Here is a 26,995-nt window from a genome sequence, read left to right on the forward strand (position 1 = left end):
ACGATATGGAGGCAGGTGATGACCGGAAGCTATTGGTCGCCTCGCCAGAGGAGGAGCTACTGGCACACGTCGCTGCTGACTTGCTGGAGGAACCGGAACTGAACATCGGCGAAATGCCGTTTCGCGTTGACGACGTCACGTCGCTAGCGCCCGATGTCGGCGAACCGGGCACGCGCGGGACGATTGAAACCGGAACCGGTCTACTGGTTCGGATTCCACCGTGGCGGTGCGACGAGTACGGTATCGACCATCCCGGCGGTGACACCGCCGTCTTTTGGCGGCCGGAACATTCGATGGCACCGCTCCGGAAGCAGCTGGAGGACAATCTTGATCAGAAACATGACCGCTTCGCCCACGATCACCTGCCGGGTCCGAGCGATGTTGACGGCGATCTGTTCGACGGCTACGAACTGCTCAAGACGTTCGCCGTCCCCCTGACTGTCACCGAGGGCCAGGAAATGACCTACGTACTGAGCAAGTGGAAATTCGAGTATACAGTTCGGGACGACCACCATCGGCGGCATCTCAACCTCGCGTTGGACTGCGGCCTCGGCGAACGGAACTCTCTGGGGCTCGGATTTATGAACGTCACGGAAAAAACCCAGCCATATTGACTCAACGGAAGTAGTCTGTTAAAATGAACTGGGATCGGGACAATAGCCCAAGGACTTCAACCCAACCTTTGTTCATCTGGAATGTCCCCGACCCAGTAAAACTACATTGTCTCGGGTAGCTATATATGATTGAGGGAGTTCTCCTATACTCCTGATCGTGGCTGGCATGAGTGTTTCCAAGGACAGATGCCAGCCAGAGTATCATCTTCTCATGTGATCACCCTTCTTGTCAACACATTCAACCGGCACTCACAAAATATTTTCCCTTGTGCTATACCCTAGAACTATATATGATGCGACAGAATATATGATTAGACGTCACTATGTGGCCAACCACAAATCAAAAAATAAAATGTTGAAACCAGAGAAATTCCGCGAGGAGTATCCTGAGAATCAATTAACCGATGAGTTGCCAGATTCTCCTATCGGTTCACTTCGGGACCTCCAGTATCTCTACGGGAAACTCTACACCCTCGCTACGACAGGCGGTGGAGAGTATGCTCCGTATCTCACACCCGACGCTGCTGGCGATCTCGTTGACACCAATAATAGCCTAATCGTGGCTCGGGTTGACGTGTCCGGTGATGAGCCACAACTGGCTGACGACAAACTCGGCCCGATACAGGTGACGAGATACACTGACGACCTGATTCAGCAAGTCGGTCACTGTAAGTATCCAGCCGCCCGCGGAATCGATCACAGTGTGACACATCAAGCTGGGCGAAACAGCGATCCGGAGAAATTAGCCCGCTATGCGAAAGAACGGCTAACCAAGTGGGCCACTGACGACGTGGTCACCGAAGCTGCCACCGAACATCCTGACGGCTGGATCATCGACCAGCTTGCCGAATTCAGTGAGAACGAGACCGCACTGGATACGATTACAGAAACACTCACGCGAAAACTGGGTGGTGAGTCGACAACCGCGCTGCTGACAGTGCAAGTGAAGACAGAGCCTGACGGCGAGTACCAATGGCCCGGTGACATAGACGTATTCCGCGAGGCCATGCGGCAGCGGAAACTCTCGAAACTCGTTACCAAAAATAAGGCAGATGACTCGTCCGGAGACGCGACCGATCTCGTCACAGGTTCGCCAGCTCGAACCGTCGGTACGTCCGAGGATCCGCAAAATTACTTCCTCGGCAAGCAGCTTGAGAAGTTTCCGGGACTTGATATCGAAGAAGCTTGGCGGTCACATCCGATTTCGGAAGATGCCGCAATCACGGTAATGAAAGCTGAGACGTTTGTTGAAGCCTGCACTTACCGGACGTTCGGTGCAAAAGTATACTACCTTCCGTACGTATTCGGTCGCTTGGCTCCTGAGAAGGTTTATCGATTATACGAATTGCTCTACCGGACTGTCGAAGACGAAGAGACGACACCAATCGAAGACGCATATGAGGAGGAACGTCGAAAAACCATTGAGGAGCAGGATTTCCGATTCTACGTCTCGGCCGTGATGCCGCATCAGATGTCTCGATACGACGTATTCGGCGAGACGCTGAACGGCCGCCTCCACTATCCTAAACAACTCGCAATCGCACACAACGAGTTCGTCCAAACCGTCTCGGCGTTTAATAGGGACCACTACACGAAGTGGACGGCACCGCTTCCAACCAATCAAAATTGGGGGCTGCTGGAAACGAACGACGAGCAGTTGCACGCGGTCTCGACTGGCTGGTATTTCAGACAGACCTTCGCCGAACGTGATGACGATAACGCTGATGCTGACGATCCGCGAATCGAAGCTCTCGTCAGCGTGCTGAGTGGCAAACAGATAGCCGTCGATGTGTTGCTCGAAGAGTACGTGAACCGAATCATTGACGATCAGACCGATGACAGCGAGCATGAAGGATTCCCCTCGTTCCTCGTTGCCAGTCAGTTCGCACAACTCTGCGTGCTTGCGGATGAAGACCTCAGACTACTGCAGACGACCGATGCGTCAAAAAACCAGATTACACAGCAACCGAGCTATGATACGAAAAGTATGCCATCAGTAGATGAAATCCTAATCGCGGATGGGGGACACCCCGCCGCACCGAAACTCGAATCGTTCATCAACGAAACACCTGCACTGTCTCCCGACCACGACGACGATCCGGACTCCGTAACGAGTCAGCGTCGTGGAGCGTTCCTGCTTGGTGCGCTTGTCGGCGACATCGGTAGCTATCAAGAGTACAGCGAGGATCGGTCGACAACGCTTGTCGATCAGTACCCGGTCAAATCGATCACGCGCTCACGGATCAAGAAGGTGACACAGGAAACCGTCGCCAAGACGCTGACCTACACGCGTCAGGAAAAGAAACAGCAGGGGAACTACCCCGGCACGAAGGCGGATCATATCGTCGACCGACTTCGTGATACGATTCTCAATCCCGATCCAGAAGAGTGGGAGATCGAAACCGACGATCTCCGCTTCTACTACGCCCTTGGCGTGACGTACGGGATGAACGACCACCCGTGGAACCGAGATGAAGCCGACGCTGACGACTCAACTTCCGAGGAGGAACATTAATATGTCCGACACAGTTGACCCCGTAACGAACCGCTCAGAAATCGTCTTTCTGTATGATGCCGTCGATGCCAACCCGAACGGCAATCCGCTGTCCGGTGCCAACCGGCCACGAATCGATCCACAGACACAGCAGGCCATCGTCACTGACGTTCGTCTGAAGCGGTATCTCCGCGATCAACTTGACGACGACGGCCACGGCGTCTACATTCGAAACGTGCAGGAAGACGGCGATCAGTACACGCGCGGCCAGCTCCTCGAAGATCGCCTCGAAGAGGTCGATCCCGACGACTACGATCTTGATGACGATGAGGAAGTCGAAGAGTTCCGCGACGATATCTTCGGCGAGTTTTTGAACCAGAGCGTCGATGTAAGGTACTTCGGCGCGACCATGTCTGTGGATACTGACGAAGCATATGCTAAGCACCTGCCAGATCATTTCACCGGTCCAGTTCAGTTCTCACCCGGCAAATCGATGCACGCGGTCAACGAAAACGAGGAGTACGATAGTCTGACGAGCGTAATCGCCACGCAGGAGAACAAACAACAAGGAGGATTCGATCTCGACGACCATAGGATTCAGTATGGGTTGATCCGGTTCCACGGACTCGTCGACGAACACGGTGCTGCCGATACAAACCTCACCGCAGCGGATGTCGAACGGCTCGACACTCTCTGCTGGCGGGCGATTAAAAACCAGACTATCAGTCGGAGCAAAGTCGGCCAAGAACCGCGACTCTACTGTCGCATTGAGTACGCCGATGAGAGTTTCCACCTCGGCGGCCTCGACCGCGATCTCGAAATCGACGGCGAGCATTCGAAACCCGACGAGGAACTTCGAACGGTTCGTGACCTCACGCTTGACGTGACAGATCTTGTAGACCGACTCGATGGGGCGAGTGACCGAATTAAACGTGTTCGAGTTGTCGCCAGCGACGTGCTCCAGCTCTCCTACGATGGCGAACTCGGAGGACCATCGATACTTTACGGTGCTCTCGAAGACGCAGTGGGAGCGGATGCCGTAGAGGAAATCGATGTCTATGACGAACAGACCGCGACACTCCCGAGTGACGACGACACGGCGTAACGATGTCACAACAATCGCTGGACAGCTGGACGGCAAACGGAAACGACGGCCAGCCTGACCGCTGTCTCTCGTTTACCGTTCGCGGCCCGTGGGGTCACTTCCGACGGATTGAGGGCAATATTGTCAAGCAAACTTATCGAATCATACCCCGGACCACCGTTGCTGGGCTCCTAGCAGCCGTTCTTGGGATTGAACGGGATAGCTACTACGACCTGTTCGCGCCCGATAGCTCGGCAGTCGCCATCGAACCCGTTCGGGAGATTAGGACGGTCAATATGCCGATGAACACACTGTCGACCGCTGATGGGAACTTACAGACGCTGAACAGCTATGGGAAGATCAGTGTAAGACTCCCAGATCCAACCACATTCCGGCAGCAACACAACTATGAGGTACTAGTCGATCCAGCCTACCGAATCGATGTTGCACTTGCCGACGAGCAGTGGTATACCGAACTGCGCGAGACGCTCGCCGCAGGCGAATCACACTACGTACCGAGTCTTGGCCTTTCGGAACATCTCGCTGATATCGAGTATCACGGCGAATTCGATATCGCGGATGGACCGCTGACCGATACTGTGGAAGTCGACTCGGCTGTCCCAAATGCCGTTGACGATGTCGTTCTGGACGCAGGAACACGCTGTCAGATCGAAGAATCACCCGCGTTTATGGAGTCCGATTCCGGTGGTCGGACAACAACTGGATTCACGAACTACGCCTACAATCCTGATGCCGACTCGCTTAACGTGCGAGATACGACAGCAGCCAGTGTCGACGGTCGAACCGTGGTGTTCGTCTGATGACTATGTACTCTCATCCACCCGAAGAGGGCTATGAGGGTGTCTATCTTCAGACGCATCTGGATGATGTTGCCCGACGGGCCAACGAAATCGTTCCCGCTGAAGCGACAACACCTGATGATGAGTCGCTACAGCGAGTCGTTGAGACGCTTGCCTACGTTCACGACTTCGGGAAAGCGACGACGTTCTTTCAGGAGTACCTCCGACACAATACCGAGCCCGAGTACAAGCCGTGTCGGTATCACGCTCCAATCGGCTCGTTCGCCGCCTACTACGCCCTCGATGCACAGGGGTTTGAATCTGAGACCTGTCTGGCCGGCTTCGTCGCGGTCGCCAAACATCACGGCCGGCTTCCAGATGTGACCCAGTATATCCACGACCGTGCGTACAACTCAGAGAACTCAACGGCTGGAGCCCAAACCAACGCCGAACAACAACAGGCAGCAATCGCTATGCAGCTCAACAATATCGAGGAACACGTCCCCGAGCTTGCGGCCGACCTCTTCGTTGCTGCAACTGATAACGATGGATCGTGGGACGGATTTCGGCAGTCGTACAAAGAGCTTCTTGATGAAATTGCCGCTGCCGTTGCCACAGAGAGCGGGACGACAATCAATCGAGAGTCGCTCTCAGACTCTTGTTATGGTCTAGTCCTCGAAATATGGGGATCGCTCGTGCTCGCAGATAAGACGAGTGCAGCAAGTCGCAGTGAGAATACTGCCTCGGAGTCGGCGTACGAAGCAGTGCAGCCGTCACTACAGGTGTTAGACGAATATGTAGGGGATCTGGAAGCGTCCTCGCCTGCTGATCCGGACGGTTCCAGAACGGAGCGACTCAACCACTATCGTTCACGCGCACGGGCAGCTGTTACAGAAAACGCGAAGCAATTTGCGGAGGATGGCGGTGGCGTAGCGACGCTCACACTGCCAACCGGAATGGGGAAAACACTCTCCGGGCTGTCGGCCGCACAGACGGTTCGTGACGAACTCGACGGCGAACGTGTCGTCTATGCACTTCCGTTTACTAGCATCATCGATCAGGTCGTCGATGAAGTCAAAGATATCTACGAGACCGATACATTAGGACGATTACTGACGGCTCACCACCATCTTTCGGAAACCAAGATCGTTGACGAAGATGACGTAGACGCCGACAAAGCGGATAAGAACGACGACGTTGCTGGGATTCTCGCCGAAAGTTGGCGGGCTGGGCTCACAGTTACAACGTTCGTGCAGTTGTTCGAGAGCCTTGCTGGGCCAGCCAACAAACAGTCGATGAAGATTCCCGCTCTCCGTGACAGTGTAGTTATCCTTGATGAGCCACAGAGCTTGCCGCTCGACTGGTGGAAGCTCGTCCCCCGTCTTGTTGCAATACTGACCGAGCGGTACGATGCAACGGTCATCGCTATGACTGCAACGCAACCACAGTTGTTCGATGAAGCAACCGACCGAGGAGAAGAGGTGACTGAATTGGTCGACGAGCCTGATGTGTACTTCGAGGCCACCGAGCGCGTCCAGTACGAACTTGACGAGTCGACTGAGCGGTATATTGAGACCCAAGAAATCCCGAAACCATACGCCGACGCGAGTGCTGAACTGCTGACTGCAGTTGACGCAGGGGCGTCAACGCTTGCGGTCTGTAACACAATCGATAGTGCACGAGCACTCTTTGACGAACTCATCGACATCCAAGACTCGCTTCTTAATGTGGGTGATATCTACGCTGACGAACTCAGCAAAGTTGAATCGACAGCGGACATCGATCCACAAACTCTTGCAACTCGTATCACTAAGCGAAGCGATCAGTCGATTCTCCACCTGTCGACACGACTCCGTCCAGTGGATCGCCTCAAACTGATCGAAACCGCAAAAGAACTCACCGACAACGGACATGGTCTCATCACGGTCTCGACACAGCTCATCGAAGCCGGCGTCGACATCAGCTTCGACCGCGTCTACCGTGATCTGGCTCCAATTGACAGTATTGTCCAAGCAGCCGGTCGCTGTAATCGGTCGTTCGAGCGAGAACAAGGACGTGTTATTGTCTGGTGGCTTGATGTGCCGGATGAGCAGCAAAAAACGCCTGCAGAGGCGGTCTACAATCGAGGGGCGACACTGCTTCCTGTGGCGGCTGAAACGCTCGACACTGTTCGTGAAGCAGATGAATCGCTCTCCGAGACCACTGTTGCCCGCACAGCAGTTACAGAATATTACAAAAAACTACATACTGACAAGAACGTTGGCAAGCAAGAGTACGCCGAGTATGTCGACAATGCACGCGGGGACAAACTGGCGGAGTTGTCGCTGATCAACCAGCGTAACGCTGTGGACATCATCATTTGCCGAACTGAAGCCGAACGGCGGCAAGTAGAACAGGTGCGCGAAGCGTGGAAGCGGTACGAGTTCGACCGTGTCCGTCGGTTGATGGATGAACTCAAGGAGATACGAGTCTCGTTCCCTATCTATCACGGTGAGTCTGATAAAAAAGAAAAGCTGGGGCAATTGAATCCAGTCCACTCCGATACGGATGTACTGTGTCTTGATGTCCGCAAACACGGGTTGAGCCAGTATTTTGACCAGAATACCGGGTTCGTCATACCGGACAGCACTGCTGAGAGGCGGATCTTATGACCGACGCAGATCCAGTCAACCGCTTGCTGGCGACCGCTCGCGGCGAGCCAGTTGACGAGCCGCTCCGCGTGACCGGCGTGATGGTGCAGTACTACTACGTCTGCAAACGCGAACTCTGGTTCGAAAGCCGAAACCTCGAAATTGACCGTGAGAATGCGACCGTCGTCCGTGGCACTCGCGTCGACGAGACTGCCTACAGCGACAAACGTGAGAACCTCCATCTCGGCATGATCTCCCTCGACCTGCTAGACGACGGCCGCGTCGTCGAAGTCAAACCTTCATCAACGCTTACCGAACCCGCTGAAATGCAGTTGTCATACTACCTCTGGTATCTCGACCGCGTCGCCGATATCCAACGAGATGGCGTCTTGGCTCACCCACGCGAGCGGAAGCGTGAGCCGGTCGAACTTACGACGGAGCGGACCGAAAAAGTCGAAACTGCGATCCGCGGAATTCACGATATCGTCAATCAGTCCTCGCCACCGCCAGCCGAGGAGAAACCATTCTGTGACTCCTGTGCGTACCATGACTTCTGTTGGTGTTAACAATGGATAGGAACTACCACGTCTTTTCCGACGGTCGACTCGAACGCAGTGACGACACGCTCAGACTTGTTCCTGACGATGATGAGGACAAGCAATATATTCCAATCGAGAACGCTGAGGCATTCTTCTTACACGGCCAGATCGATTTTAACACGCGACTGATGTCGTTCCTCAACGATCGAACGGTCGCGCTACACGTCTTCGGCTGGGAGGATTACTACGCTGGCTCGGTGATGCCGAAACGTGGCCAAACCTCTGGGAAAACTGTAGTCAACCAAGTTCGAGCATATGAGGACAGTCAACATCGACGACAACTAGCCGCCGCGATTGTGAAGGGAAGTATCCACAATATGCGAACCAATGTGGTCTACTACAACGGCCGAGATCACGATCTCGACAGTGTAATTGAGGACTTGGAAGCCGCAGCAGCACGCGTTGACGAGAGTCTCCCGATTGACGAACTGATGGGTATCGAGGCGACCGCAAAAAAGGCCTACTACCGCAGCTTCAACCAAATTCTACCGAGCGAGTTCCAACTCACCCAACGGGAATACAACCCACCACCGAATGAGATTAATAGCCTCATTTCGTTCGGCAATTCGCTGGTCTACGCCAACTGCGTCTCAGCAATTCGAGCCACTGCACTCGACCCGACGATTAGCTACCTACACGAGCCCGGTGAGCGGCGGTACTCGCTATCTCTTGATATCGCTGACTTATTCAAACCCGTGCTCGCTGACCGGGTACTATTCCGGTTAGTGAATCGGAATCAAATTTCTGAAAGTGATTTCGAGACTGAGCTCGGCTCCTGTCTGTTGAACGAAGCTGGTCGGAAAACGTACACGAAGGCGTTCGAAGAAATGCTCGAACGCACTGTTGAACATCCGACTCTCAACCGAAAAGTTAGTTATCAGTACCTGATGCGTCTCGAAGCATACAAACTGAAAAAGCATCTCCTCACCGGAGAAGCATATGACTCGTTCCAACGGTGGTGGTAAAATGTATGTGGTGATGGTCTACGATTTGGAAGCTGATCGAACACAGAAAGCGCTCAAAATTGGTCGGCGGTATCTGACTCACGTACAGAACTCAGTTCTTGAAGGCGAAATCTCCGAGGGAGACCTTTCTAACCTCAAGAATGAGATTGATGATTTGCTGAAACCAGGTGAATCGACAATTATCTACGAGCTGTCTTCTGATACACTGCTCAACCGGACAGTCTACGGCGACGATCCAACTGAGGATCAGCGGTTTCTATAGTCGGTTTCCGTCGACCCCCCGGGGGGAAGCACCCTATTGATGGTCGACGGAAGGTCTTTACTGTGACCCGCCGTTAGCAGCCTTATGGCCCGTATATCGGGCATGGTTTCAGACGAACCCTCGTGGGGTTGAAGCAGGTATCGACCCTTGGGAGAACACGGAGTTTAGCGTTTCAGACGAACCCTCGTGGGGTTGAAGCGCCTCCTGGGTCAGGAGGACTGTCAGAGCGGATACGTTTCAGACGAACCCTCGTGGGGTTGAAGCCCGCTGACTGCCTGCCGTTCGGAGCACTCCATCAATGTTTCAGACGAACCCTCGTGGGGTTGAAGCCGCGGCATCCCGCTGCTTGGCGCTGGGAGCCACGCGTTTCAGACGAACCCTCGTGGGGTTGAAGCGATCACGGCCCGACGCGAGCCTATCTGCACTCGCGTTTCAGACGAACCCTCGTGGGGTTGAAGCCGGATGAGCGACGGCAAGGCGTTGACCGCTTCGCCGGTTTCAGACGAACCCTCGTGGGGTTGAAGCCCGCCCTCGCCGCTCGACTCCAGGAGGCTGGCTACCGTTTCAGACGAACCCTCGTGGGGTTGAAGCATGTTGATATCTGTCGTGTAGACGCCGAGGACGTCCGTTTCAGACGAACCCTCGTGGGGTTGAAGCGAAGCAGATCACGCCGACGTCTACATCGAAGATCCTGTTTCAGACGAACCCTCGTGGGGTTGAAGCTCCGTCACGCTCGCACAGGCGATCAACGATATCGAGTTTCAGACGAACCCTCGTGGGGTTGAAGCGGTAGGGCTCGATGGCGGCGAATGAATCCCAGTTTCAGACGAACCCTCGTGGGGTTGAAGCCTTCGAGGTTCAGCGAGTCCGACCCGCCAGCCGATAGTTTCAGACGAACCCTCGTGGGGTTGAAGCTCACCCACCCAGCAAGTGCGGCAACGGCAACGGCGAGTTTCAGACGAACCCTCGTGGGGTTGAAGCATGGGGTCTGTCCTCCGGCATATCTAACACTTCTTGTTTCAGACGAACCCTCGTGGGGTTGAAGCGCGCATCAAACGAACCCGCTGACGGCGTCCCCGGTTTCAGACGAACCCTCGTGGGGTTGAAGCATCGAGGACGTGCTGGACCGCCACGGCGACTGGTGGTTTCAGACGAACCCTCGTGGGGTTGAAGCGCTGGCGACGAGTCGCTGGTCGACGCGCTGGGCATCAACAGTTTCAGACGAACCCTCGTGGGGTTGAAGCTGGCCGTCCGGCGGGTCGCCGTCTTCGTAGTCGTGTTTCAGACGAACCCTCGTGGGGTTGAAGCCGTCCAAACGCTGCTTGTATCGCACCTCTGTCCACGGGTTTCAGACGAACCCTCGTGGGGTTGAAGCGCGTTCACGGCAGCCCGTGTCTACTTCGAGTCACAGTTTCAGACGAACCCTCGTGGGGTTGAAGCTGCTTGAGAGCCGGGTCTATCCCTTCCTGTAGTTGCGGTTTCAGACGAACCCTCGTGGGGTTGAAGCCCCCGCCCTACCTCGCAAGCCCGTCAGTCACGCGCGTTTCAGACGAACCCTCGTGGGGTTGAAGCCAGTTGCTTGGTCCGCTCAACTAGATCGTACTGCAACGCGTTTCAGACGAACCCTCGTGGGGTTGAAGCCACTACAGCGTCAATCTTGTACTTACTCGACTCCTGGTTTCAGACGAACCCTCGTGGGGTTGAAGCTCCCCGATGGGGAGGTCCTCCCGTGGCCGACCGCAAGTTTCAGACGAACCCTCGTGGGGTTGAAGCGTCGTCTACGTCCGGGAAGCTACGTCGTCGGACACGGGTTTCAGACGAACCCTCGTGGGGTTGAAGCAGGGACGAGGGGAGAACTACAGGGCATACCGAATCAGTTTCAGACGAACCCTCGTGGGGTTGAAGCGTCTCAGGCGATAGTGCTGCCTCAAAGACAGCCTGTTTCAGACGAACCCTCGTGGGGTTGAAGCGAGCTGGTCCGCAGCGACACGCCGGTCGACGTCGACGTTTCAGACGAACCCTCGTGGGGTTGAAGCCAGAGAGCAGTGCGTCCTCGACGATCTCGACGACCGTTTCAGACGAACCCTCGTGGGGTTGAAGCAGCTGCAGCGGCGATGTGCTCGGAAGGTCAGGCAGTGTTTCAGACGAACCCTCGTGGGGTTGAAGCTTTCAGAATCTCGATGTCCTCGGTCAACTCCTCGTGTTTCAGACGAACCCTCGTGGGGTTGAAGCCTTCGAGACGAGCAGCTGCGTCGATGCTTCGTTTCAGTTTCAGACGAACCCTCGTGGGGTTGAAGCTCCGTAGAAGTCGTCTGTCAGCCGCCCGTAGACGAGTTTCAGACGAACCCTCGTGGGGTTGAAGCCAGCTCTGCCGGACGCTGGCCGAGGAGTTCGACACGCGTTTCAGACGAACCCTCGTGGGGTTGAAGCGGAAATTCGGGGGCGCACTCATTTACATCGCACACGGTTTCAGACGAACCCTCGTGGGGTTGAAGCGGCATGTCGGCGGTGATGACTGATGGCGGGTGAAGCGGTTTCAGACGAACCCTCGTGGGGTTGAAGCGACGGCCAGACGCCGGACAACGTCGATCACATCCAGGTTTCAGACGAACCCTCGTGGGGTTGAAGCGTCACACAAGCCGCACTGCGACGGCCCGGAGTAGAGGTTTCAGACGAACCCTCGTGGGGTTGAAGCCTGGTGTCCGCGCTCGCCGTGGGCTGTGGGCCGGGCGTTTCAGACGAACCCTCGTGGGGTTGAAGCCAATATCGGCGGCCTCTATCATCTCCTCCAGTTTCTGTTTCAGACGAACCCTCGTGGGGTTGAAGCGGGGTGATCGGATGGGGGGCAGTCCCGAACTCAACGTTTCAGACGAACCCTCGTGGGGTTGAAGCTACGTGCTGTGGGATGGGACCCACTCGCGCCGTCGGTTGTTTCAGACGAACCCTCGTGGGGTTGAAGCCGCGACTCGCCCGGTGGCTGTTGGAGTTGGCCGTCGGGTTTCAGACGAACCCTCGTGGGGTTGAAGCGAGCATCAGGACGTCGCGCCCTACGCCCACCTCGTGTTTCAGACGAACCCTCGTGGGGTTGAAGCCGGCCGATTCAGTATCTTATCTTCGAGTACGTCGTTTCAGACGAACCCTCGTGGGGTTGAAGCTTGCACCCCTCGCTTGCGACAACGGTGTTGGTATAGTTTCAGACGAACCCTCGTGGGGTTGAAGCGACAAGATCGTCGAGCTGGCATCAGACTCACCTCGGTTTCAGACGAACCCTCGTGGGGTTGAAGCCGAGCTCGGGATCGCTCCAAGAGCGACGCCGAGTGTTTCAGACGAACCCTCGTGGGGTTGAAGCGCACAGATCCACAGCGGCCCGTCGGATGTCTCAGACAGTTTCAGACGAACCCTCGTAGGGTTGAAGCGCACGACTCGTCGACCGTCCGATCTGTGCTGTTTTGGTTTCAGACGAACCCTCGTGGGGTTGAAGCCCGTCGTGGCCGATAACGATGAGAGAGCCGCCGTAGTTTCAGACGACCCTTGTGGAGTTGAAGCTCGGCACACACAGCCTTACTCCGCGCTGGTCAGTGGAGTTTCAGACGAACTTTTGCGAGGTTGAAACTACGTCAGTAATCCTGCCGTCCAAAGCTAGTGCTTTGTACAGACCCGCGAGAAGGCGGATCAGTTATTTACTCAGAAGCCACCGTACAAAGGGTTCCTGACCAACACTGATGCCCGTGTGTCAGCAACAGACTGTGACTCATGACGACAGCACCGACCCTAGGAGTTTGGTGGAAGCACGATAGGGGAGTACGGAGAATGGAACGCAGGTGGAGGGGAAACGGGGTACGTTGGAGGGCAGCGGGTCGGGCACTTAGCGCTCGCCAACACTGGGGGTCAGTTGGGGAGTGATGGGGCAAGCGTGTCGGATACTTTTCGGGGACCGCCTCCGACCGGCGGCTACCTACACATACTGGCCAGTGGATAATCAAGCCCCACAGAGTGTTTCTGACTCTGAAACACTCCTTCTGGGTCGGCTCTTACCAAGCACAGCGAAACAGCCGTATTGACCGTGAGCCAGTCCAAAATTTTGTGTTCCTCTGTCGGGTGAGAGGATGACTGACCTTTCACTCGGTACGTTCGGAGACGGAGACAGCGCCGACAACGACCTCGATCCAGATGCCGCAAGCATCGCCCGATGTGCGACGACGTGTCGCGCTCCTGACCGCGACGACAGCAGTTGGGCCGCCCCGGACGAGGACTGGGGGCTGACAACGCAGCGGCCGGCGTCGTCAATCAACACGTCGGCTGATCGAGCAACTAAACAGCAAACGCGGTGGGTCGTCGACGGGGACGTCGGAGACTACGTTGAACAGTACGCAACTGGTGACCTACTGCAAATTCCAAACACGTACGGCGAGTTCGACTCCATTGACACCCGAGTCACATTCATCGACGGACTCGCTGACAGCTACGGATACGGCATTGACGCACAGGCCCTGGAAAAGGCATTGCGAGTCCTCACTGGCGGTGGTCGATACACTGCGTCGCAATATACCGCCATCCCGTGCGGGAAGCAGCCGTGGATTCTGACGGGTCCAGAAGGGACGCTCTTGTGCAGCTGTATGCCCGTCGAGCGGCCGGAGAACCCATACACAAGGGAGCTTCGGACGCCAGAGACAACCCTGCAGATCGAGGAGCAGAACCAAACAGTCCGCACGGGAGCCGCTGAGTTTGCTCACTTGCTGTCCGACGCTCTCGGTGTCGATATCGGGGGCGTAGAGCACGCAACAGTACGCGGGCAAACCCAGCACTCGTTCGTCGGCGAGGAGGACAAGTTCCCGATCAAGGCTAGTGACTTAGCACAACTGCATGGGTTGACGAGCAAACCATCTGTCATCCAAGGAGGAGTCAGCCGTGGAGTCCAGCCCCCCAGCGGTGGCGACTCAATCTCGGTTGAGTGGGACGGGCCGGAGCATCCGGTTGGATATCTCGACGAGGGAGACGTGATCGCCGGCTACGAGTTTACGTGGGAACAACCCGAAGAGTCGCTGGAAGACGTTGCAGTCGTTCGCGAGTACCGGATCACACGGAACTACTCGCGATGGACGGTTGACTACCATACCCACCGCCTTGCGTCAGTCGTCCCCTGACCGACGCCGCCAACGGCTCATTTTGTGTGCCCTCCGGCAAGTGGAGGGTAATCCAGATGTCACAGTCCACAGCGGCCAGTAGCACCGAAGCAGCAACTACAGACGCCGAAACGAGCGTGCCAGAGACGGCGACAGACAGTGACGCAGAAATCGACACTACAGACCTCCTGTCGCTTGATGCCCCGCAGCATCTTCGGATCAGCGGCGAGGTCCAGCTGTTTGAGCGGATCTTCGCGGCGGCTGGCACGGTCGCAGACAAGACGCGACTCGGGATTGCAGAGTCGGGAATCGCCATCCGGGCGGCTGACCTGCAGGGACACGCGATGGTCGACTTGCGTGTTTCTGGGAGTTCGTTCACCTCCTTCGATGCAGGGAGGGGGACACTGGGAGTGGACGTCGGACGAGTTCGCGATGCACTCTCGGTCGGCGATGCAGGCGACCTTGCACAGTTCGCACTCGATGCAGCGAATAGCACACTGGAAATCAACATCGACGGGATAACGCGCACCATCGAGCTTGAGGCGGTTGAATCGCTCCGTTACCCTGTCGAGATGCCAGAGATAGACATCCCGGCAACCGTCCATCTGAGTCCAGACGACATCTCGCTCGGTCTTGAGGCAGCGGATATGCTTGCCGACCGGTTTGACCTCTCTGTTGATTCAGAAACCAAAGAGGTGCAGTTTGCTGCAGACGGTGACTCCGACAGTATGACCTACCGATGGGACGACACCGATCTCATCGCCTTCGAGCCTGCGGATGTCGAAGTGAAACTTGACTCGTCGCTCGTTAAATCGGCGAATGCTGGCCTGCCAGACGGCACGAATCGGGTGTTACACATCGGAGACGGGGTGCCGCTCGTGCTGAAATCGGAGTTCCCGGACGCCGATGGAGCGATGCAGTTCGTGATCGCGCCGAAGCTCCCGAACTGACTCGGTTCCCCGTGGTTTTGCGGAAACGGTGGTGTGTCTTAACCAACAGCAACCGCTGTACTTCTCGACTGTTGGTTAGCGCTAATTTTGTGTCTCCCCGGCTGGGTGAGGGATTTTCCTCTATGGACCAGACCGTTCCAGACTACGAGCGCTTCGAGCGCGAACAGATCGCACAGGACCGTGACCGGCAGCGTCCCAATACTGTCGAGATCGACGAGCCACGAGGCCGCGAGGTCGTTACCAGTCTACTCAATGAAGGTGTGGTAGAACCGATTCCAGAACAAAACGTCTTGCAGCACGTTCCCTCCGGACAGTGTTTCGACTCCGACGTGGCGCTGGTGTACTTCCACAAGGGGTGGGAGGCTAGAAGCGAGGAGTAGCCAACTCGAAGGCTAACCAACACAGTGCCCCATATTCCATTCAGTGTTGGTTAGCGGCAACGTCTCTTCTCTGACGCGGCGTATGGGCGCGTCCCGAGAGTTGATACCCTATCAGAATTTTCCAAAGCGTATGGACCGCACCGACTGGCCGACACCCGGCCAGAACGAGCCTGTCCCAGTATGGGACGAGTACCGGCAGCTGCGCGAGGCCGTCCACGACTACCTCGATCACGAGCCAGAGGACCCAACGTGGGCGGACATTTGGAAAGCGCTCGGCGCGATCATGGGCGACTACCAGCGCGATGCGTTCGTGCAAGCCTTCGACCTCGATGCACCTGCCGAGACAGCCTGTATCCGGCGTCTTATCACGGGCGACGACGAGTGCCCCCACTCGCCGCTTGACGTCGACAGCGACCCGAAAGGGCCGCCTCACAGCCCGCCAGCAGACGACCATTCGACGCTCTGGCTAGACGATGGCGAGCCGGCGTTGTACTCGATGCACGTCTATCCGGGAAATATCGAGCGATTGGATTCCACAGAGCCGCCCCACAATCTCTGGTTCGACGTCTTCGAGTTCGCTGCCGAGTGGGGACTAGAAGTCTCTGTCCTCCCGAAATCGTGGTACAACCTTGGCTCGGCTGTCCACATCGTTTTCTACGCGCCGGAGCGGTACAGGTAGCCAACTGCTCTCTCGCCCTGAGCCACACAGCGGATTTTCTGTCCCCCCAGTGGAGGTGCGGGGGCGTGCCCAAGAGCGCGTCCCGAAGATAGACCAATGTCAACGATACAGTCAGACACTCCAGAGCGGTCGTCCAGCCAGCAGACCACTTGCACCTTCGACGATTCGGACTCCCGGGACGAGGAGATGCGCGACCAACTCGATGCGTGGGTCGAGGATCTTGCCGACCTCACCGACGAAGCGCAGGCCAGCGAGCAGTTCCAGCAGTGGCTCGATGTGCAGAGCAAGTTCCACGATTACTCGGCTCGGAACACGCTACTCATCAAGCTCCAGTGTCCCGAAGCAACGCGAGTTGCAGGGTACAATACGTGGCAAGACGAGTTCGACCGGTACGTCCAGCAAGGCGAGGACGCGATCTGGATCTGGGCTCCGATCATCACGAAGAAGTGCCCCGAATGCGGCAATTCACCGTCATACCACGAGAACACGGATTGCGAATACGATGAAACCGACCCCGAACAGTGGCGTCGAGGGCTAGTCGGGTTCCGGCCAACGTCGGTGTTCGATATCTCTCAGACCGAGGGCGAACCGCTTCCCGAACTGGAGACAGAAGCTCATGGCGACCCGGATGGACTTGTCGAGGGCCTGTTGGACGCGACCGACGAGATCGGCGTCGACGCGAGAATCGTCGCTCCAGAAGAGTGGGAGCATGGGTCTGCACGGGGTGTCTGCGAGCGCCGGAACGTCATGACGACAAATCCGATGGTGGAGGCAGTTGACCGAGACAATCGGGCCGCCCTCGCGAGTACACTCATCCACGAGTTCGCCCATGCGGATCTTCACTTCAATGTCGAGGATGAGGCGGAGCGGTCGAAACGCGAGGTCGAAGCCGAGGCAGTTGCTTACGTGGTCAGTCGTCACTTCGGGCTGGACCCCGACAACTCGGCGTTCTACCTCGCAGCGTGGGACGGCGACGCACCAGAGACGTTGCGGGACCGACTGGACCGTATCTCGTCGACTGCGGCGGATCTGATCGACGCCGTCGAAGGTGCCAGCTGAGAGGGAGCGGTATCTTTCCAGACGTGCTTGAGAGGAGTGTTTTGTGACTCCCCTGGTGGGCGAGGGAGTCGAATATGCGTTCCACAGCAGCGTCAGGTGGCAGTCCTGTCGGACAGTTTCTGAGTGTCTTAGCAGAGTTGCGTGACCAGATCGGAGGGCCGTACTACCTCGGGGATGTCAACGGGCGGTTGGAGTGGCCCGACCGAGGAGTGTACTTTTTCTTCTCGCCAGCAAGCGACCTCAGACAGATGCCCTCCACAAAGTGGCGACTCTCCCGAATCGGCACCGTCGGCGTCAGTACCGGCTCGTCGAACACGCTCTGGAACCGGCTCCGGCAACATCGTGGGAACGTTCGCGGGAAGTACGCTGGCGGTGGCAACCACCGTGGTTCGATTTTTCGCTTGCACGTTGGACGGGCGCTGATCGAGAAACACGGCTGGCACGACGAGTATCCCCACTGGGGCGAACCGAATCCCGACGCCGAGACGACTGCTGTTCGCGAGCAGGAACACGAACTTGAACAGCGCGTGTCGGAGTACATCCGGGATTTGCCGTTTCTGTGGGTTGACGTTCCGGGCAACCCCGGACCCGAGTGTGACAGAGCCGAGATTGAGTCACATACCATCGCGATGGTGTCGAGGTATCGTCGATCCGCAGGGCCATCGGACCTCGATTGGCTTGGATATCATTCACCGAAATCCGAGGTGTATCAGTCTGGACTGTGGAACGTGCGACACGTCTCCGACTCGTTCGATCCGTCGGTCGTGGACCAGTTGTCGGCGTATATCCCGTCAACGGAAGCGCTGGACCACCAGTCGCGGATCTGAGGGCAGGTTCCGCAGCGAGAACTCAGTACGCTCGGCTACGACTCCGTAGGCAATCCCAGTCAGCGGCGCAACCACAGGAACCCACGCAAACGGAGTCATGAACAGTTCTGTCGAGATAGACTCCCAGACGGCAGCGTACATCAAAACAACGCAGACGGATGCAATGGCTGTCGACAGCCGCCACCGGACTCCCGCTACGAGCCCGGCCAGCGGGAGGCCGTAGAACGCTACATTACCCGCAATTGAGGACAGGAAGTAGGAGATACCAAACGCACAGAGATATGTCAGGAACATCGCTGTGCCTCCTATGGACGCGACGAATAGCCGTCGCCATCCAGCACGCTCGTCGGTGTCGTCCTGGACGGACTGCTCGTCGCTTTCCTCGGTCGTCGTTTGGTTGAATATCTGAGTCCTCTCCGACTGTGTCTGGATGTGGCTAGACTCCGAACGCGGGGCATTGCGAGACTGCCCGTTGCCCTCCATTTCGCCCTCGACTTCCTCGGTGATCGGGACTTCGCTCTGCAACGCAAGGACCCTGTGAGTGTCCTCTTCTGGACTGCTTGCTGGCTCTTGTTTCGCTGACTCTGGCAGGTTCAGGCGTCCCGTCTGCGTGATGTCTTCTTCGCAGGCCGAACACACTGTCAGGAGGTTCGTGGTTTTATTTGTCCCGCCGTTCTCGGCGGGGATTCGTCGCACGACTTCCAAATCCTCCGCAGGGAACCGCGTCCCGCAGTTGGTGCAAGTGTTGTTGTCCAACTGCTTCCGGAAGACGATCCGGTACGCCCAGTCTGGTGGGTAGTCGCCCCGGTAGTTGTCAGGGTCGTCGTACTGCGATTCGATACCTTCCTTCATTCTGCTCGACACTTCTTCCCGTCTCCGTATTTAAGCCGCGGGGTCGTTTTGTGCCGCGCCTGCCAGCTGGGCGCGCCGCTGGGCGTGCTCGGTGTTATTCATGTCTTCTGAGGCTCGACACTCTTGGTCAGCGGCGGCTGTCGGCGATGCACAGCAGGCTGAGTACATCGGGTTCCTTCACCGGGAACCGTTCGTAATCGATGCTTACCGGCTTGGATTTGCCGTCGGCGTTCGCGAGGATTACTCGTATCAGTCCTCGCTGCGGAACGTCGACGTCCCGATTGAGATTCTGGACAACGATTTTCGGAATCCTGACTTGGACCGGTACATTGAGCGCTTCGAGCAGTACGAGCCGTCGGTCGGGATGCTTGGCGACGCATACGACCAGCAGGAAGCGCGACGGTACAACCAAGCCGCACGGGAACTGAAACGGAAGTTTCCGGGGACGGAGGTCATTATCGTCCCGAAGTGCCGCGACGCAATCGACGTGATCGACGAGGATATCGTCTTGGGATACCCGATGGGCTACTCCGACCAGACCGCCGACGAGTACACGGATATTGTGGACTGGCGGGGACGGCGAGTGCATCTGTTGGGGGCAAGTCCGACAAAGCAGTATCCGGTGATCGAGGAGCTGACACAGCCGCGTGTGACCGGTGAAGAACCAGCCGATATCGTTGGCGTCGACTGGAACGGGGTTCATCTGGCGGCGCTTCACGGCGAGTATTTTTCGCCACACGGCTACGGCAATGCAGACCACCTCTCGATACGGGAGACGGTTCAACAGAGCTTGCGGCACATCCGGTCATACTGGAAATCGCGGGGGGTGTGGCCGACCGTGGAAAAAAACCGGAGCCCGCTAACAGCGGAACCGATGGACCCCGTCTGGGCTGCTGACGGTTCGAGAGCGACTGTGAATGGCCTTGAGGATGCGATTGTCGTTGAGTACGAGAACGGACAGACGCTCGCGTACCGGAGCCAACACGAGCGAGACAGAGTGGAATACCGGGCAGGACTCACTCCCGCTGAAGTTCACGACTAGAGCCGACCGGACAGCCTCAGAGAGTTTTGTGACTCCCCATGAGATGAGGGAGTTCCAGTTATGAGCGCGAAACCGTCACAGGAGACGGCACCACAGTACAGTTGTCCGAATTGCGGTTGCACGAAGGCACGAGACTACGGAAACGACGGTACAAGAGAGTGTTCGGGATGCGGACGCGACGCGACACCAGACCGGAAGAACTACCGTGCAATTTTGGATCCAAGCAAAATTATACCTGAGTCAGTTGACGCACCTGTTCACCATCCAGAGAGACACCTGCCCGAAGCGTTGCCAGACGGCCACAACTACTGATTCTGGCTGTAGTTTTGTGACTCCCTGGTGGGGTGAGGGAGATACAGATGACGACCACACAGACTGAGCGGACTCGTGGCCGCTTCGTACTGATTGGATGCGGCGATGCGAAAACTGACGATCCAGCTGAGGCTCGTGACCTCTATACATCCTCGTACTTCGCGGTCAAGCGATCATATGCTGAGGCGGCTGTCCAGTGGGCTCGAACTGCTGACCGACGAGCGAACACCTGGGCGGTTCTCTCTGCAGAACACGGGATCTTGATGCCCCGGCAGACGGTCGCCCCGTACGATACGACCATTGAGGACCTGCGCGACGACCCCATCGAGGGAGAAGCCAATTATCGGCTGCCGTCAGGGGAACAGGTCGAAACCCGTCTTGACCGCTGGGCGCTCCGTGTCCACTCGTCTCTCGGTGATTGGCTCCGGCGACCCTATGCTGCCGATCAACAGGAGTCGCCCTGTCGGGAGTTGGTCGTTCTGGCCGGCAGCGACTATGTCGACGCGCTGCGTAAGCGCGGCATCTTCGACGGACGACCAACTGCGATTCGGACTGGACGAGAGACGTACACTGCCCTCCCGCCGAAAGCGGCAGTCCGCTTCCCCTTCCAGGAGCGTGACTTCGACGGGATGTTCGACCAGATGAGCTGGCTTTCAGACCGCGTCGAAGAACTCTCGTCAGCAGCGGCTCCAGCCCGACGATCAGAACTCTCGGCCTTTGACGGGGGCTTCGAGCGTGACTCTGCTACGTGGCAAACAGGCCACAGTGGCGTCGACGTCGAGGGGACTGAGCAGGCAGGGCTGGATGCATTCGAGAACGTCCCCGAACGGTTCCTTGCCACGAGACAAACGAGTCTTGCGACCGACGGCGGGGAAGGAGAACAGGGTGGATAGCACGCAAACCCACGATACCGACTGTGTTAACCAACACTCATCGCTTCTGTTGGTTAACACGCTATGTCGGGCAATTTTTTGTTCCTCTGGCGGGTGAGAGGATGACGGAAACTGATCCGACTCAGACGCAGGACGGACAGCCAGATCAGCAAGCCGGCTTCGACTTCAGCAAGCCCAGTCAAGAGCACGAGATCGAGGTGTCGTATTCGTGGGGGTATGTCGACACCATCTACATGGACGATGACGGTGAACTCGTCCGCTCACAGGATACCGACGGCTACTATCGCAACGACGAATCGTTCGAGTGCACCTGTGGAGAGACATTCGGTTGCGAGAGCAAAGCAAAATCCCACATCCGAAGCGAGAGCTTCCGAGGCCCGCCGGTGCTGGTCGCCGGCCATCCAGAAGCATTGCGTTGGGACAACGAGCCGATGACCGACTTTGGAGAGAATGTGGAATTCATTCCAGATGTAACGAACACCGCCGCCAAAGTTGTTGACGGGGCTGACTACCTGATCGCAACGGCCCGGACAACACTGACGCCACCAGCGGACCACGAGTTCGACAGCTGGGACCCACTGCAATCTGGCCGCCTGTCGAACCACAACGGCGACTCACTGTTCTCGGCGCGGATCTTGTCGAAGGCTATCGCGACGCTTTCACCCGGTCACCAGTACGTTCCAGACCGCTACACCATCTACTTCCGGGGGCACACAGCACTGTACTTGGAGGGGCCGAGGGGCGGCATCATCATTGCTGAACGACTCCCCGGCCTCGACTGAGACGGCGGTTTTCTGTTCCTCTGGCGGGTGCAAGGATGACAGAACCAACCTCCAAAGCCCGTGACGGATCAGCCACGAACAGCAGCGAATCGCCCGTCGACGAGCAACCAATTCCAGTCGTCAAGCCACCATCGGCGTTTGTCTGGCAAGATGAAGTGGTCCCCGCGCTCGATGGAGCTATCACCGTGCGCCCGGAGTCTGCCCGGTATCCGATAGCTGCAAAGGTCGTCGACGGTGCTGAGTATCTTGTGGCAACAGCCCGAGAAACGTTCACTCCCCCAGCTGACTACCAGTTCCAGTCGTGGGGGCCACTCCAGTCTGGCCGCCTTGCACTCCGGTCGGGCGAGCCACAGTTCCCGCCAGCCGACGTGAGCCGTGCAATCGCAACGCTTGCGAAGCATCCTGCGTATCAGCCTGAGCGGTTCACGATCTTTTACCGAGGGTGCGAACCAGTGTATATCGAAGGTCCCGACGCAGGCATTGTGATCACCCCGTGGTGACTCGATAGCAGTTTTGTGGTCCTCTGGCGGGTGAGAGGATGTCCACACACTCAGCATCGACGCGAACACAGTCGTTCCAGCATCGCCCGCCAGCAGACACAGGGGAGTGTTCCTGTCCGATTCACGCCAACGGCGACCCGTTCACCGCACCTCTCGGGATTCGATTTGCCGATCATGTCGGCGTGGAGCCAATCGACAGAGAAACAGCGGCCGCCGTGTACGAGGCGCACCACTCCTACATGGGGTCACTGCCGTCGGTCAATCTCGCTCACCACGGGATGTACTTTCAGGACTCGCTAGTCGGGGCCATCACCTACCGCTACCCGCTCATCTCGAAGAAGCGAATCCGGTACGGCGTCGACGGCCAGCTCTGTCCCGAGCCCGTCGAGATCGACAGCCTTCCCACGGAGATCAGAGCAACCGCCCGGCGGGTGCTTCCGTCGACGGACACACCAGTCGTTGACAGTGAGGTGATTTCTGGGGACTCGCTCGTCGAGGCCGCGCGGATTTGCATGGGCGTTCGGATGCCAAACCTCGCGTCGGCAGCGTTAGCCCGCTCACAAGAGCGATTCTTGCAGGCTGACGACCGTGACACTCGCTTCTTGTTGACGTGGGTACGCTCGGACTACGATGGGGCGATGGTTCGGGCGCTGCAAGACAAGGGCTGGACCTGTACGGGCTACCGTGAACCAGGGCAGGCAAGCAACCGCGAGAACAAGCCGATTCGTGAGCGATACAAGTGGCGCTTTGTCTGTCCCGTGGATACTGCTCGCGAGCAGTCAACACTTGCACGGTGGTCTCAGTGACCGACGTCCAGCCCGAGGCAACGGCTGAGTGCTGCCGGTTCTGCGGAGAGAGGGATGATATCTCCGGCGAGGCGTACACGTATGTCCGGTGGCCCAACGAGGTCGACCGAGAAGACGGCGTGTTCCGATTCACGATTTGCCGGGAGTGTGCGCTTCAGGACCGCGACAACGTCGAGCAGGCCGCTTCGCTCTTCCACGAGGCAGATCGAGACCATCTCGTCACCTGCGATGTCTGTGGAGCTGTTGGCTGCCAGTCTGCCAGTACTCGTCGTCCAGCAGCGGAGACGTATCGGATCGTGAGCGTTATCTCCTGGTCGGTGAGTATCAACGGCTTCGACGGGGCAACGCACTCTTGTAGTGAATGTAGTCCTATCCTGCCGGTCGACTGTGTGAAACGTCCCGACCGAACATACGACGACGGGGTACCGCGTCTCGTTGAACCATCGTTTGACTCAGCTGCGAGGACAGCGGACGATGCTCCGGCAGACAGTACACAGGTCGAGATCGGTGGGTGGACTGGGTAGCCGCCGGTAGTTCCACGAAACCGGTTAGGTCTAATCCGCTAATGAGCAGTACAGACAAAGAATTGACTACTCAGAGGTGACCGATATGAGACAGGGACGTTTCTATGTATAAGCTGGTATATGAAGTGAAATGATACTACCGGTGGGTTCAGCATCGTTAAATTGGATATCGCCGTCCAATCGAGACATGATTCGTTTGACTAACCACAGCCCCATCCCACTGCTGTGTGTCAACGGATCAATGTTATCTTTCCCTGAAATCACGCTTCGTTCTTCCGGTGGGATTCCTGGCCCGTTATCTATAATTCGGAGTTCAACCATCGTCGCATGTTCTGTTGCCGTTATCCTCACCGGTGCCGGCGCGTCGCCAGTATGTACAATCGCGTTCTCGACGAGTTCTTCGACACCCCGTTGTAACTCAGGGATCAATAGTAGCTGTACGTCCGCCGGGACTTCGACTGTAATCTCTACGTCTGGATACTCCGTCATCACTCGTTTGACAGCGGTATCCACAATATCGGCGAGGTTGAGGTAGGTTGGATCCGATGGGTTTAAAAGAATTTCAACGATTTCGCGCTGCTTGTCAGTTTGTTCAAGTATGCGATCGGCTACTTTTTCAATCGTCATCGCTAATTCTGCTACCTGATCTGAGCCCTGATCTTGAATCACCTCCGCGTGACCCAGGATCACGTTCAACTCGTTGTGAAGGGTGTGCCGTAGCATCCGATCAAGGGACGCAATATGTTGTTCCCGCTCGATCTGTTCAGTCAGATCATGCATCGTCGCAACGACTCCTTCGATGTGACCAGTGTCGTCTTCAAGCGGGTAATATCGGATGTCAAACGTGCGGTCTGCTCGTGCCGGCCGTGTTCGCGTCATCCGGTATTGGACTCTCTCGCCGTCGAACGCTTGCTGCAAGTATGGTTCGACCGTCTCGTAGATATCTGAGCCAATGCCATCGCTGAGCACCAGCTCGGTCAGCGACTCGGTATCGAGGCCGTGGAACTCGCAGTATGCCTCATTAGCAAAGAGATAGTGTTTTTCTTCATCGATTGCGGCGATCAACTCCTCGGCACCTTCAACCGCAGATTCGTACTGCCGAAGCTTGAACTCCCGCTCCTTACGGTCGGAGATATCCTGCTGAATGGCGACGTACGCCTCGATTTCACCATTGTCGTCAGTCAATGGCGCGATCGTCTGGTGCGCATAGTATACCTGACCTGATTTCCGTTGGTCTTGAATCTCTTCTTCCCAGACGTCTCCACTGGAGATTGTCGACCACAATCGCTCGTAGTACTCGTCGGACATCTCCCCAGATTTGAGTATACGCGGGGTCTGGCCAACGGCCTCCTCGCTTTCGTAGCCGGTGACCCGCTCAAAGGCTGGATTTACGTACGTGATAATGCCATCCGGGTCAGTCATATATATCGAGTGGCCAGCAGATTCGACCGCTCGCTGGAACCGACGAAGCATCTGGTGGTATTCGACGTGTTCGGTCATGTCCTCTTGGAACCCGATGTAGTTTGTGACCTCGCCCGTACCGTCGGTAACCGGCGCAATCGTCACACGATTCCAGAATTCCGTCCCATCTTTACGGTAGTTCTGCAGCTCCACAGTCACGGGTTCTTCAGCGTCGATAGCCTCACGCATCTCGGCGACTGGGCCAGGATCGGTGTTTTCACCTTGGAGAAATCGACAGTTTTGACCAACTATATTTTCTTCCTGATAGCCGGTCAATTCTGAGAACTTGTCGTTTGCGTAGACGAGCGGATTGTCCGGTCGGTTGGCGTCAGCGATTGTGATGCCGACAGGCGCTTCGTCAATGGCCCGATTCGTGAGGCGCAGTTCTTTCTGTTGACTAACATCCTGAAGAATGAGAATGACTGCCGGTTCTTCGGCCCACATCACTCTGGCTGCGGTAATCTCAACTGGGATATGTACTCCATTGGCAGCGATAAGTTTCCCGTTACAGTGGTCGAGAGTCCGAGAACCAGATTGTACCGTATCAAGGAAAGAACTGATAGAAGTGCCGTCGTCTGGGAGGAGAACGTCCGTTACAGAGTCGTTCGATATCTGACCGCGGTTGCCGCCGTAGATGTCAGTTACTCCACTATCGTTGAGATACGCTATTTCGCCGTTCCGAACGATGGCAATGATGTCATGTGCAGCGTTGAGGAGTGTTTTGGCTCGTGCTTCCGTATCGACGATATCACGCTGGTTGCGGTAGTATCTGACTGCATCGGTGATGAGTGTCGCAAGGTCATCCCACGGATTCTCGTGGCGTTCTTTGACCATATAATCGGTGACGCCAGCAGAAATGGCACGACTGGCGACCGCTTCGTTCCCCTCGCTTGTGAATAGTATAAACGGAAATGTCGGAGCCTGTGCACGCACAGCTTCAAGAAACGCGACGCTATCTGTATCTGGCAGCTCGTGATCGCTGACAATGCAATCAACCTGTGTCTCCCCTCCCAATATATCAATAGCCTCTCTGACCGACATTGCGGATATGACCCGGATATCGCCGTGATCTGGAAGCACACATTCACAGGCGGTGGCAAATTCCTTGTCGGCTGTAACTATCAGGACGCGAATTAGATCCACGATTCTATACATTACCAAACCTCTGTATCTCAATCAAGTTGGCTATTCTCTCTTTGGTATCTCTGAGCGTGTCATAGAAACAGCCTCATGAGATTTGTTCCATCGATAGTCGACTGAATCACCAGTTCGGTAAGCAGTTTTATTGAGCAGGTATTTCAGCCAACGCAGTAAGTAGAAAACCTCACCCACAGCAACAGCGAGCCCCAATTTTGTG

22 protein-coding genes and 1 CRISPR repeat array are annotated in these 26,995 nt (G+C 56.7%); of the genes, 20 read left to right on the forward strand and 2 right to left on the reverse strand.

All coding sequences use genetic code 11. From position 1 onward, the window contains the following. The first annotated feature begins 5 nt into the window (after positions 1-5). From cas6 to D3D01_RS20280, 14 genes are all read left to right on the forward strand, one after another. Entirely contained in the window at positions 6-614 is a 609-nt protein-coding gene (cas6, locus tag D3D01_RS20215; RefSeq protein ID WP_121513566.1) for a CRISPR-associated endoribonuclease Cas6, read from the forward strand. A gap of 352 nt (positions 615-966) precedes the next feature. Then, complete coding sequence (cas8b, locus tag D3D01_RS20220; protein ID WP_044952751.1) at positions 967-3,129, forward strand: type I-B CRISPR-associated protein Cas8b/Csh1; 2,163 nt, start codon at positions 967-969, stop codon at positions 3,127-3,129. Between the two features lies 1 nt (position 3,130). Beyond that, the gene (cas7b, locus tag D3D01_RS20225; protein ID WP_014030717.1) at positions 3,131-4,213 is read left to right on the forward strand and encodes a type I-B CRISPR-associated protein Cas7/Csh2; all 1,083 of its coding nucleotides are present in this window, start codon (positions 3,131-3,133) and stop codon (positions 4,211-4,213) included. A 2-nt stretch (positions 4,214-4,215) separates the two neighbouring features. Beyond that, a complete protein-coding gene (gene cas5b / locus D3D01_RS20230; protein WP_121513527.1) occupies positions 4,216-5,013 on the forward strand; it encodes a type I-B CRISPR-associated protein Cas5b in 798 nt (265 codons plus the stop codon). Then, a complete protein-coding gene (locus D3D01_RS20235) occupies positions 5,013-7,643 on the forward strand; it encodes a CRISPR-associated endonuclease Cas3'' (RefSeq protein ID WP_121513528.1) in 2,631 nt (876 codons plus the stop codon). Before cas5b ends, D3D01_RS20235 begins: the two co-directional genes overlap by 1 nt. Next, entirely contained in the window at positions 7,640-8,188 is a 549-nt protein-coding gene (gene cas4 / locus D3D01_RS20240) for a CRISPR-associated protein Cas4 (RefSeq protein ID WP_121513529.1), read from the forward strand. The genes D3D01_RS20235 and cas4 overlap by 4 nt, the downstream gene beginning before the upstream one ends. Before the next feature lie 2 nt (positions 8,189-8,190). Beyond that, positions 8,191-9,186 carry a type I-B CRISPR-associated endonuclease Cas1b gene (gene cas1b, locus D3D01_RS20245; protein ID WP_121513530.1) on the forward strand — a complete coding sequence of 332 codons (996 nt, stop codon included), beginning with the start codon at positions 8,191-8,193 and terminating at the stop codon, positions 9,184-9,186. Position 9,187: 1 nt separating this feature from the next. Continuing rightward, on the forward strand, positions 9,188-9,448 hold the full coding sequence (gene cas2 / locus D3D01_RS20250; protein ID WP_014030712.1) for a CRISPR-associated endonuclease Cas2: 261 nt from the start codon (positions 9,188-9,190) through the stop codon (positions 9,446-9,448). Positions 9,449-9,553: 105 nt separating this feature from the next. After that, positions 9,554-13,061: a CRISPR direct-repeat array (repeat unit 30 nt; unit sequence GTTTCAGACGAACCCTCGTGGGGTTGAAGC). Positions 13,062-13,554: 493 nt separating this feature from the next. Continuing rightward, positions 13,555-14,592, forward strand: coding sequence for a hypothetical protein (locus D3D01_RS20255; RefSeq protein ID WP_121513531.1), 1,038 nt, complete (start codon positions 13,555-13,557; stop codon positions 14,590-14,592). A 56-nt stretch (positions 14,593-14,648) separates the two neighbouring features. Beyond that, a complete protein-coding gene (locus D3D01_RS20260; protein ID WP_121513532.1) occupies positions 14,649-15,521 on the forward strand; it encodes a hypothetical protein in 873 nt (290 codons plus the stop codon). A 122-nt stretch (positions 15,522-15,643) separates the two neighbouring features. Continuing rightward, complete coding sequence (locus D3D01_RS20265) at positions 15,644-15,901, forward strand: hypothetical protein (protein ID WP_121513533.1); 258 nt, start codon at positions 15,644-15,646, stop codon at positions 15,899-15,901. A gap of 130 nt (positions 15,902-16,031) precedes the next feature. Beyond that, entirely contained in the window at positions 16,032-16,580 is a 549-nt protein-coding gene (locus D3D01_RS20270; RefSeq protein ID WP_121513534.1) for a hypothetical protein, read from the forward strand. Positions 16,581-16,676: 96 nt separating this feature from the next. After that, positions 16,677-17,639, forward strand: coding sequence for an ArdC-like ssDNA-binding domain-containing protein (locus D3D01_RS20275; protein WP_121513535.1), 963 nt, complete (start codon positions 16,677-16,679; stop codon positions 17,637-17,639). Between the two features lie 74 nt (positions 17,640-17,713). Beyond that, entirely contained in the window at positions 17,714-18,466 is a 753-nt protein-coding gene (locus D3D01_RS20280) for a hypothetical protein (RefSeq protein WP_233563539.1), read from the forward strand. Here the strand turns inward: D3D01_RS20280 and D3D01_RS20285 are convergent. Beyond that, positions 18,431-19,318, reverse strand: a complete 888-nt coding sequence (locus tag D3D01_RS20285) for an HNH endonuclease (protein ID WP_121513536.1) — start codon at positions 19,316-19,318, stop codon at positions 18,431-18,433. The two genes, D3D01_RS20280 and D3D01_RS20285, sit on opposite strands and share 36 nt — an antisense overlap. A gap of 100 nt (positions 19,319-19,418) precedes the next feature. On the opposite strand from D3D01_RS20285, the gene D3D01_RS20290 reads away from it, so the two are divergent. From D3D01_RS20290 to D3D01_RS20315, 6 genes are all read left to right on the forward strand, one after another. Beyond that, on the forward strand, positions 19,419-20,360 hold the full coding sequence (locus D3D01_RS20290; RefSeq protein WP_121513537.1) for a DUF6610 family protein: 942 nt from the start codon (positions 19,419-19,421) through the stop codon (positions 20,358-20,360). Between the two features lie 359 nt (positions 20,361-20,719). Further along, positions 20,720-21,565, forward strand: coding sequence for a DUF6884 domain-containing protein (locus D3D01_RS20295; protein WP_121513538.1), 846 nt, complete (start codon positions 20,720-20,722; stop codon positions 21,563-21,565). A gap of 101 nt (positions 21,566-21,666) precedes the next feature. Next, on the forward strand, positions 21,667-22,347 hold the full coding sequence (locus D3D01_RS20300) for a hypothetical protein (RefSeq protein WP_121513539.1): 681 nt from the start codon (positions 21,667-21,669) through the stop codon (positions 22,345-22,347). Positions 22,348-22,382: 35 nt separating this feature from the next. Then, a complete protein-coding gene (locus D3D01_RS20305) occupies positions 22,383-22,847 on the forward strand; it encodes a hypothetical protein (protein WP_121513540.1) in 465 nt (154 codons plus the stop codon). Positions 22,848-22,885: 38 nt separating this feature from the next. Further along, positions 22,886-23,653 carry a hypothetical protein gene (locus D3D01_RS20310; protein WP_121513541.1) on the forward strand — a complete coding sequence of 256 codons (768 nt, stop codon included), beginning with the start codon at positions 22,886-22,888 and terminating at the stop codon, positions 23,651-23,653. Next, complete coding sequence (locus D3D01_RS20315) at positions 23,650-24,177, forward strand: hypothetical protein (protein WP_199725531.1); 528 nt, start codon at positions 23,650-23,652, stop codon at positions 24,175-24,177. Before D3D01_RS20310 ends, D3D01_RS20315 begins: the two co-directional genes overlap by 4 nt. Positions 24,178-24,279: 102 nt before the next feature. On the opposite strand, the gene D3D01_RS20320 is transcribed toward D3D01_RS20315, so the two are convergent. After that, positions 24,280-26,793 carry a PAS domain S-box protein gene (locus tag D3D01_RS20320; protein ID WP_121513543.1) on the reverse strand — a complete coding sequence of 838 codons (2,514 nt, stop codon included), beginning with the start codon at positions 26,791-26,793 and terminating at the stop codon, positions 24,280-24,282. Positions 26,794-26,995: the final 202 nt, after the last annotated feature.

The organism is Haloarcula sp. Atlit-7R (assembly GCF_003666065.1).
Taxonomy (GTDB): Archaea; Halobacteriota; Halobacteria; order Halobacteriales; family Haloarculaceae; genus Haloarcula; species Haloarcula taiwanensis.

Excerpts from the sequence above, each read along its gene's own strand:
- cas5b (WP_121513527.1), top strand. The coding sequence starts at position 4,216 with ATGTCACAACAATCGCTGGACAGCTGGACGGCAAACGGAAACGACGGC.
- cas7b (WP_014030717.1), top strand. The coding sequence starts at position 3,131 with ATGTCCGACACAGTTGACCCCGTAACGAACCGCTCAGAAATCGTCTTT.
- D3D01_RS20255 (WP_121513531.1), top strand. The coding sequence starts at position 13,555 with ATGACTGACCTTTCACTCGGTACGTTCGGAGACGGAGACAGCGCCGAC.
- cas6 (WP_121513566.1), top strand. The coding sequence starts at position 6 with ATGGAGGCAGGTGATGACCGGAAGCTATTGGTCGCCTCGCCAGAGGAG.
- D3D01_RS20265 (WP_121513533.1), top strand. The coding sequence starts at position 15,644 with ATGGACCAGACCGTTCCAGACTACGAGCGCTTCGAGCGCGAACAGATC.
- D3D01_RS20320 (WP_121513543.1), bottom strand. The coding sequence starts at position 26,793 with ATGTATAGAATCGTGGATCTAATTCGCGTCCTGATAGTTACAGCCGAC.
- cas2 (WP_014030712.1), top strand. The coding sequence starts at position 9,188 with ATGTATGTGGTGATGGTCTACGATTTGGAAGCTGATCGAACACAGAAA.
- D3D01_RS20260 (WP_121513532.1), top strand. The coding sequence starts at position 14,649 with ATGTCACAGTCCACAGCGGCCAGTAGCACCGAAGCAGCAACTACAGAC.
- D3D01_RS20270 (WP_121513534.1), top strand. The coding sequence starts at position 16,032 with ATGGACCGCACCGACTGGCCGACACCCGGCCAGAACGAGCCTGTCCCA.
- D3D01_RS20290 (WP_121513537.1), top strand. The coding sequence starts at position 19,419 with ATGTCTTCTGAGGCTCGACACTCTTGGTCAGCGGCGGCTGTCGGCGAT.
- D3D01_RS20310 (WP_121513541.1), top strand. The coding sequence starts at position 22,886 with ATGTCCACACACTCAGCATCGACGCGAACACAGTCGTTCCAGCATCGC.
- D3D01_RS20300 (WP_121513539.1), top strand. The coding sequence starts at position 21,667 with ATGACGGAAACTGATCCGACTCAGACGCAGGACGGACAGCCAGATCAG.
- cas4 (WP_121513529.1), top strand. The coding sequence starts at position 7,640 with ATGACCGACGCAGATCCAGTCAACCGCTTGCTGGCGACCGCTCGCGGC.
- cas8b (WP_044952751.1), top strand. The coding sequence starts at position 967 with ATGTTGAAACCAGAGAAATTCCGCGAGGAGTATCCTGAGAATCAATTA.
- D3D01_RS20280 (WP_233563539.1), top strand. The coding sequence starts at position 17,714 with ATGCGTTCCACAGCAGCGTCAGGTGGCAGTCCTGTCGGACAGTTTCTG.
- D3D01_RS20295 (WP_121513538.1), top strand. The coding sequence starts at position 20,720 with ATGACGACCACACAGACTGAGCGGACTCGTGGCCGCTTCGTACTGATT.
- D3D01_RS20285 (WP_121513536.1), bottom strand. The coding sequence starts at position 19,318 with ATGAAGGAAGGTATCGAATCGCAGTACGACGACCCTGACAACTACCGG.
- D3D01_RS20235 (WP_121513528.1), top strand. The coding sequence starts at position 5,013 with ATGACTATGTACTCTCATCCACCCGAAGAGGGCTATGAGGGTGTCTAT.
- cas1b (WP_121513530.1), top strand. The coding sequence starts at position 8,191 with ATGGATAGGAACTACCACGTCTTTTCCGACGGTCGACTCGAACGCAGT.
- D3D01_RS20275 (WP_121513535.1), top strand. The coding sequence starts at position 16,677 with ATGTCAACGATACAGTCAGACACTCCAGAGCGGTCGTCCAGCCAGCAG.
- D3D01_RS20305 (WP_121513540.1), top strand. The coding sequence starts at position 22,383 with ATGACAGAACCAACCTCCAAAGCCCGTGACGGATCAGCCACGAACAGC.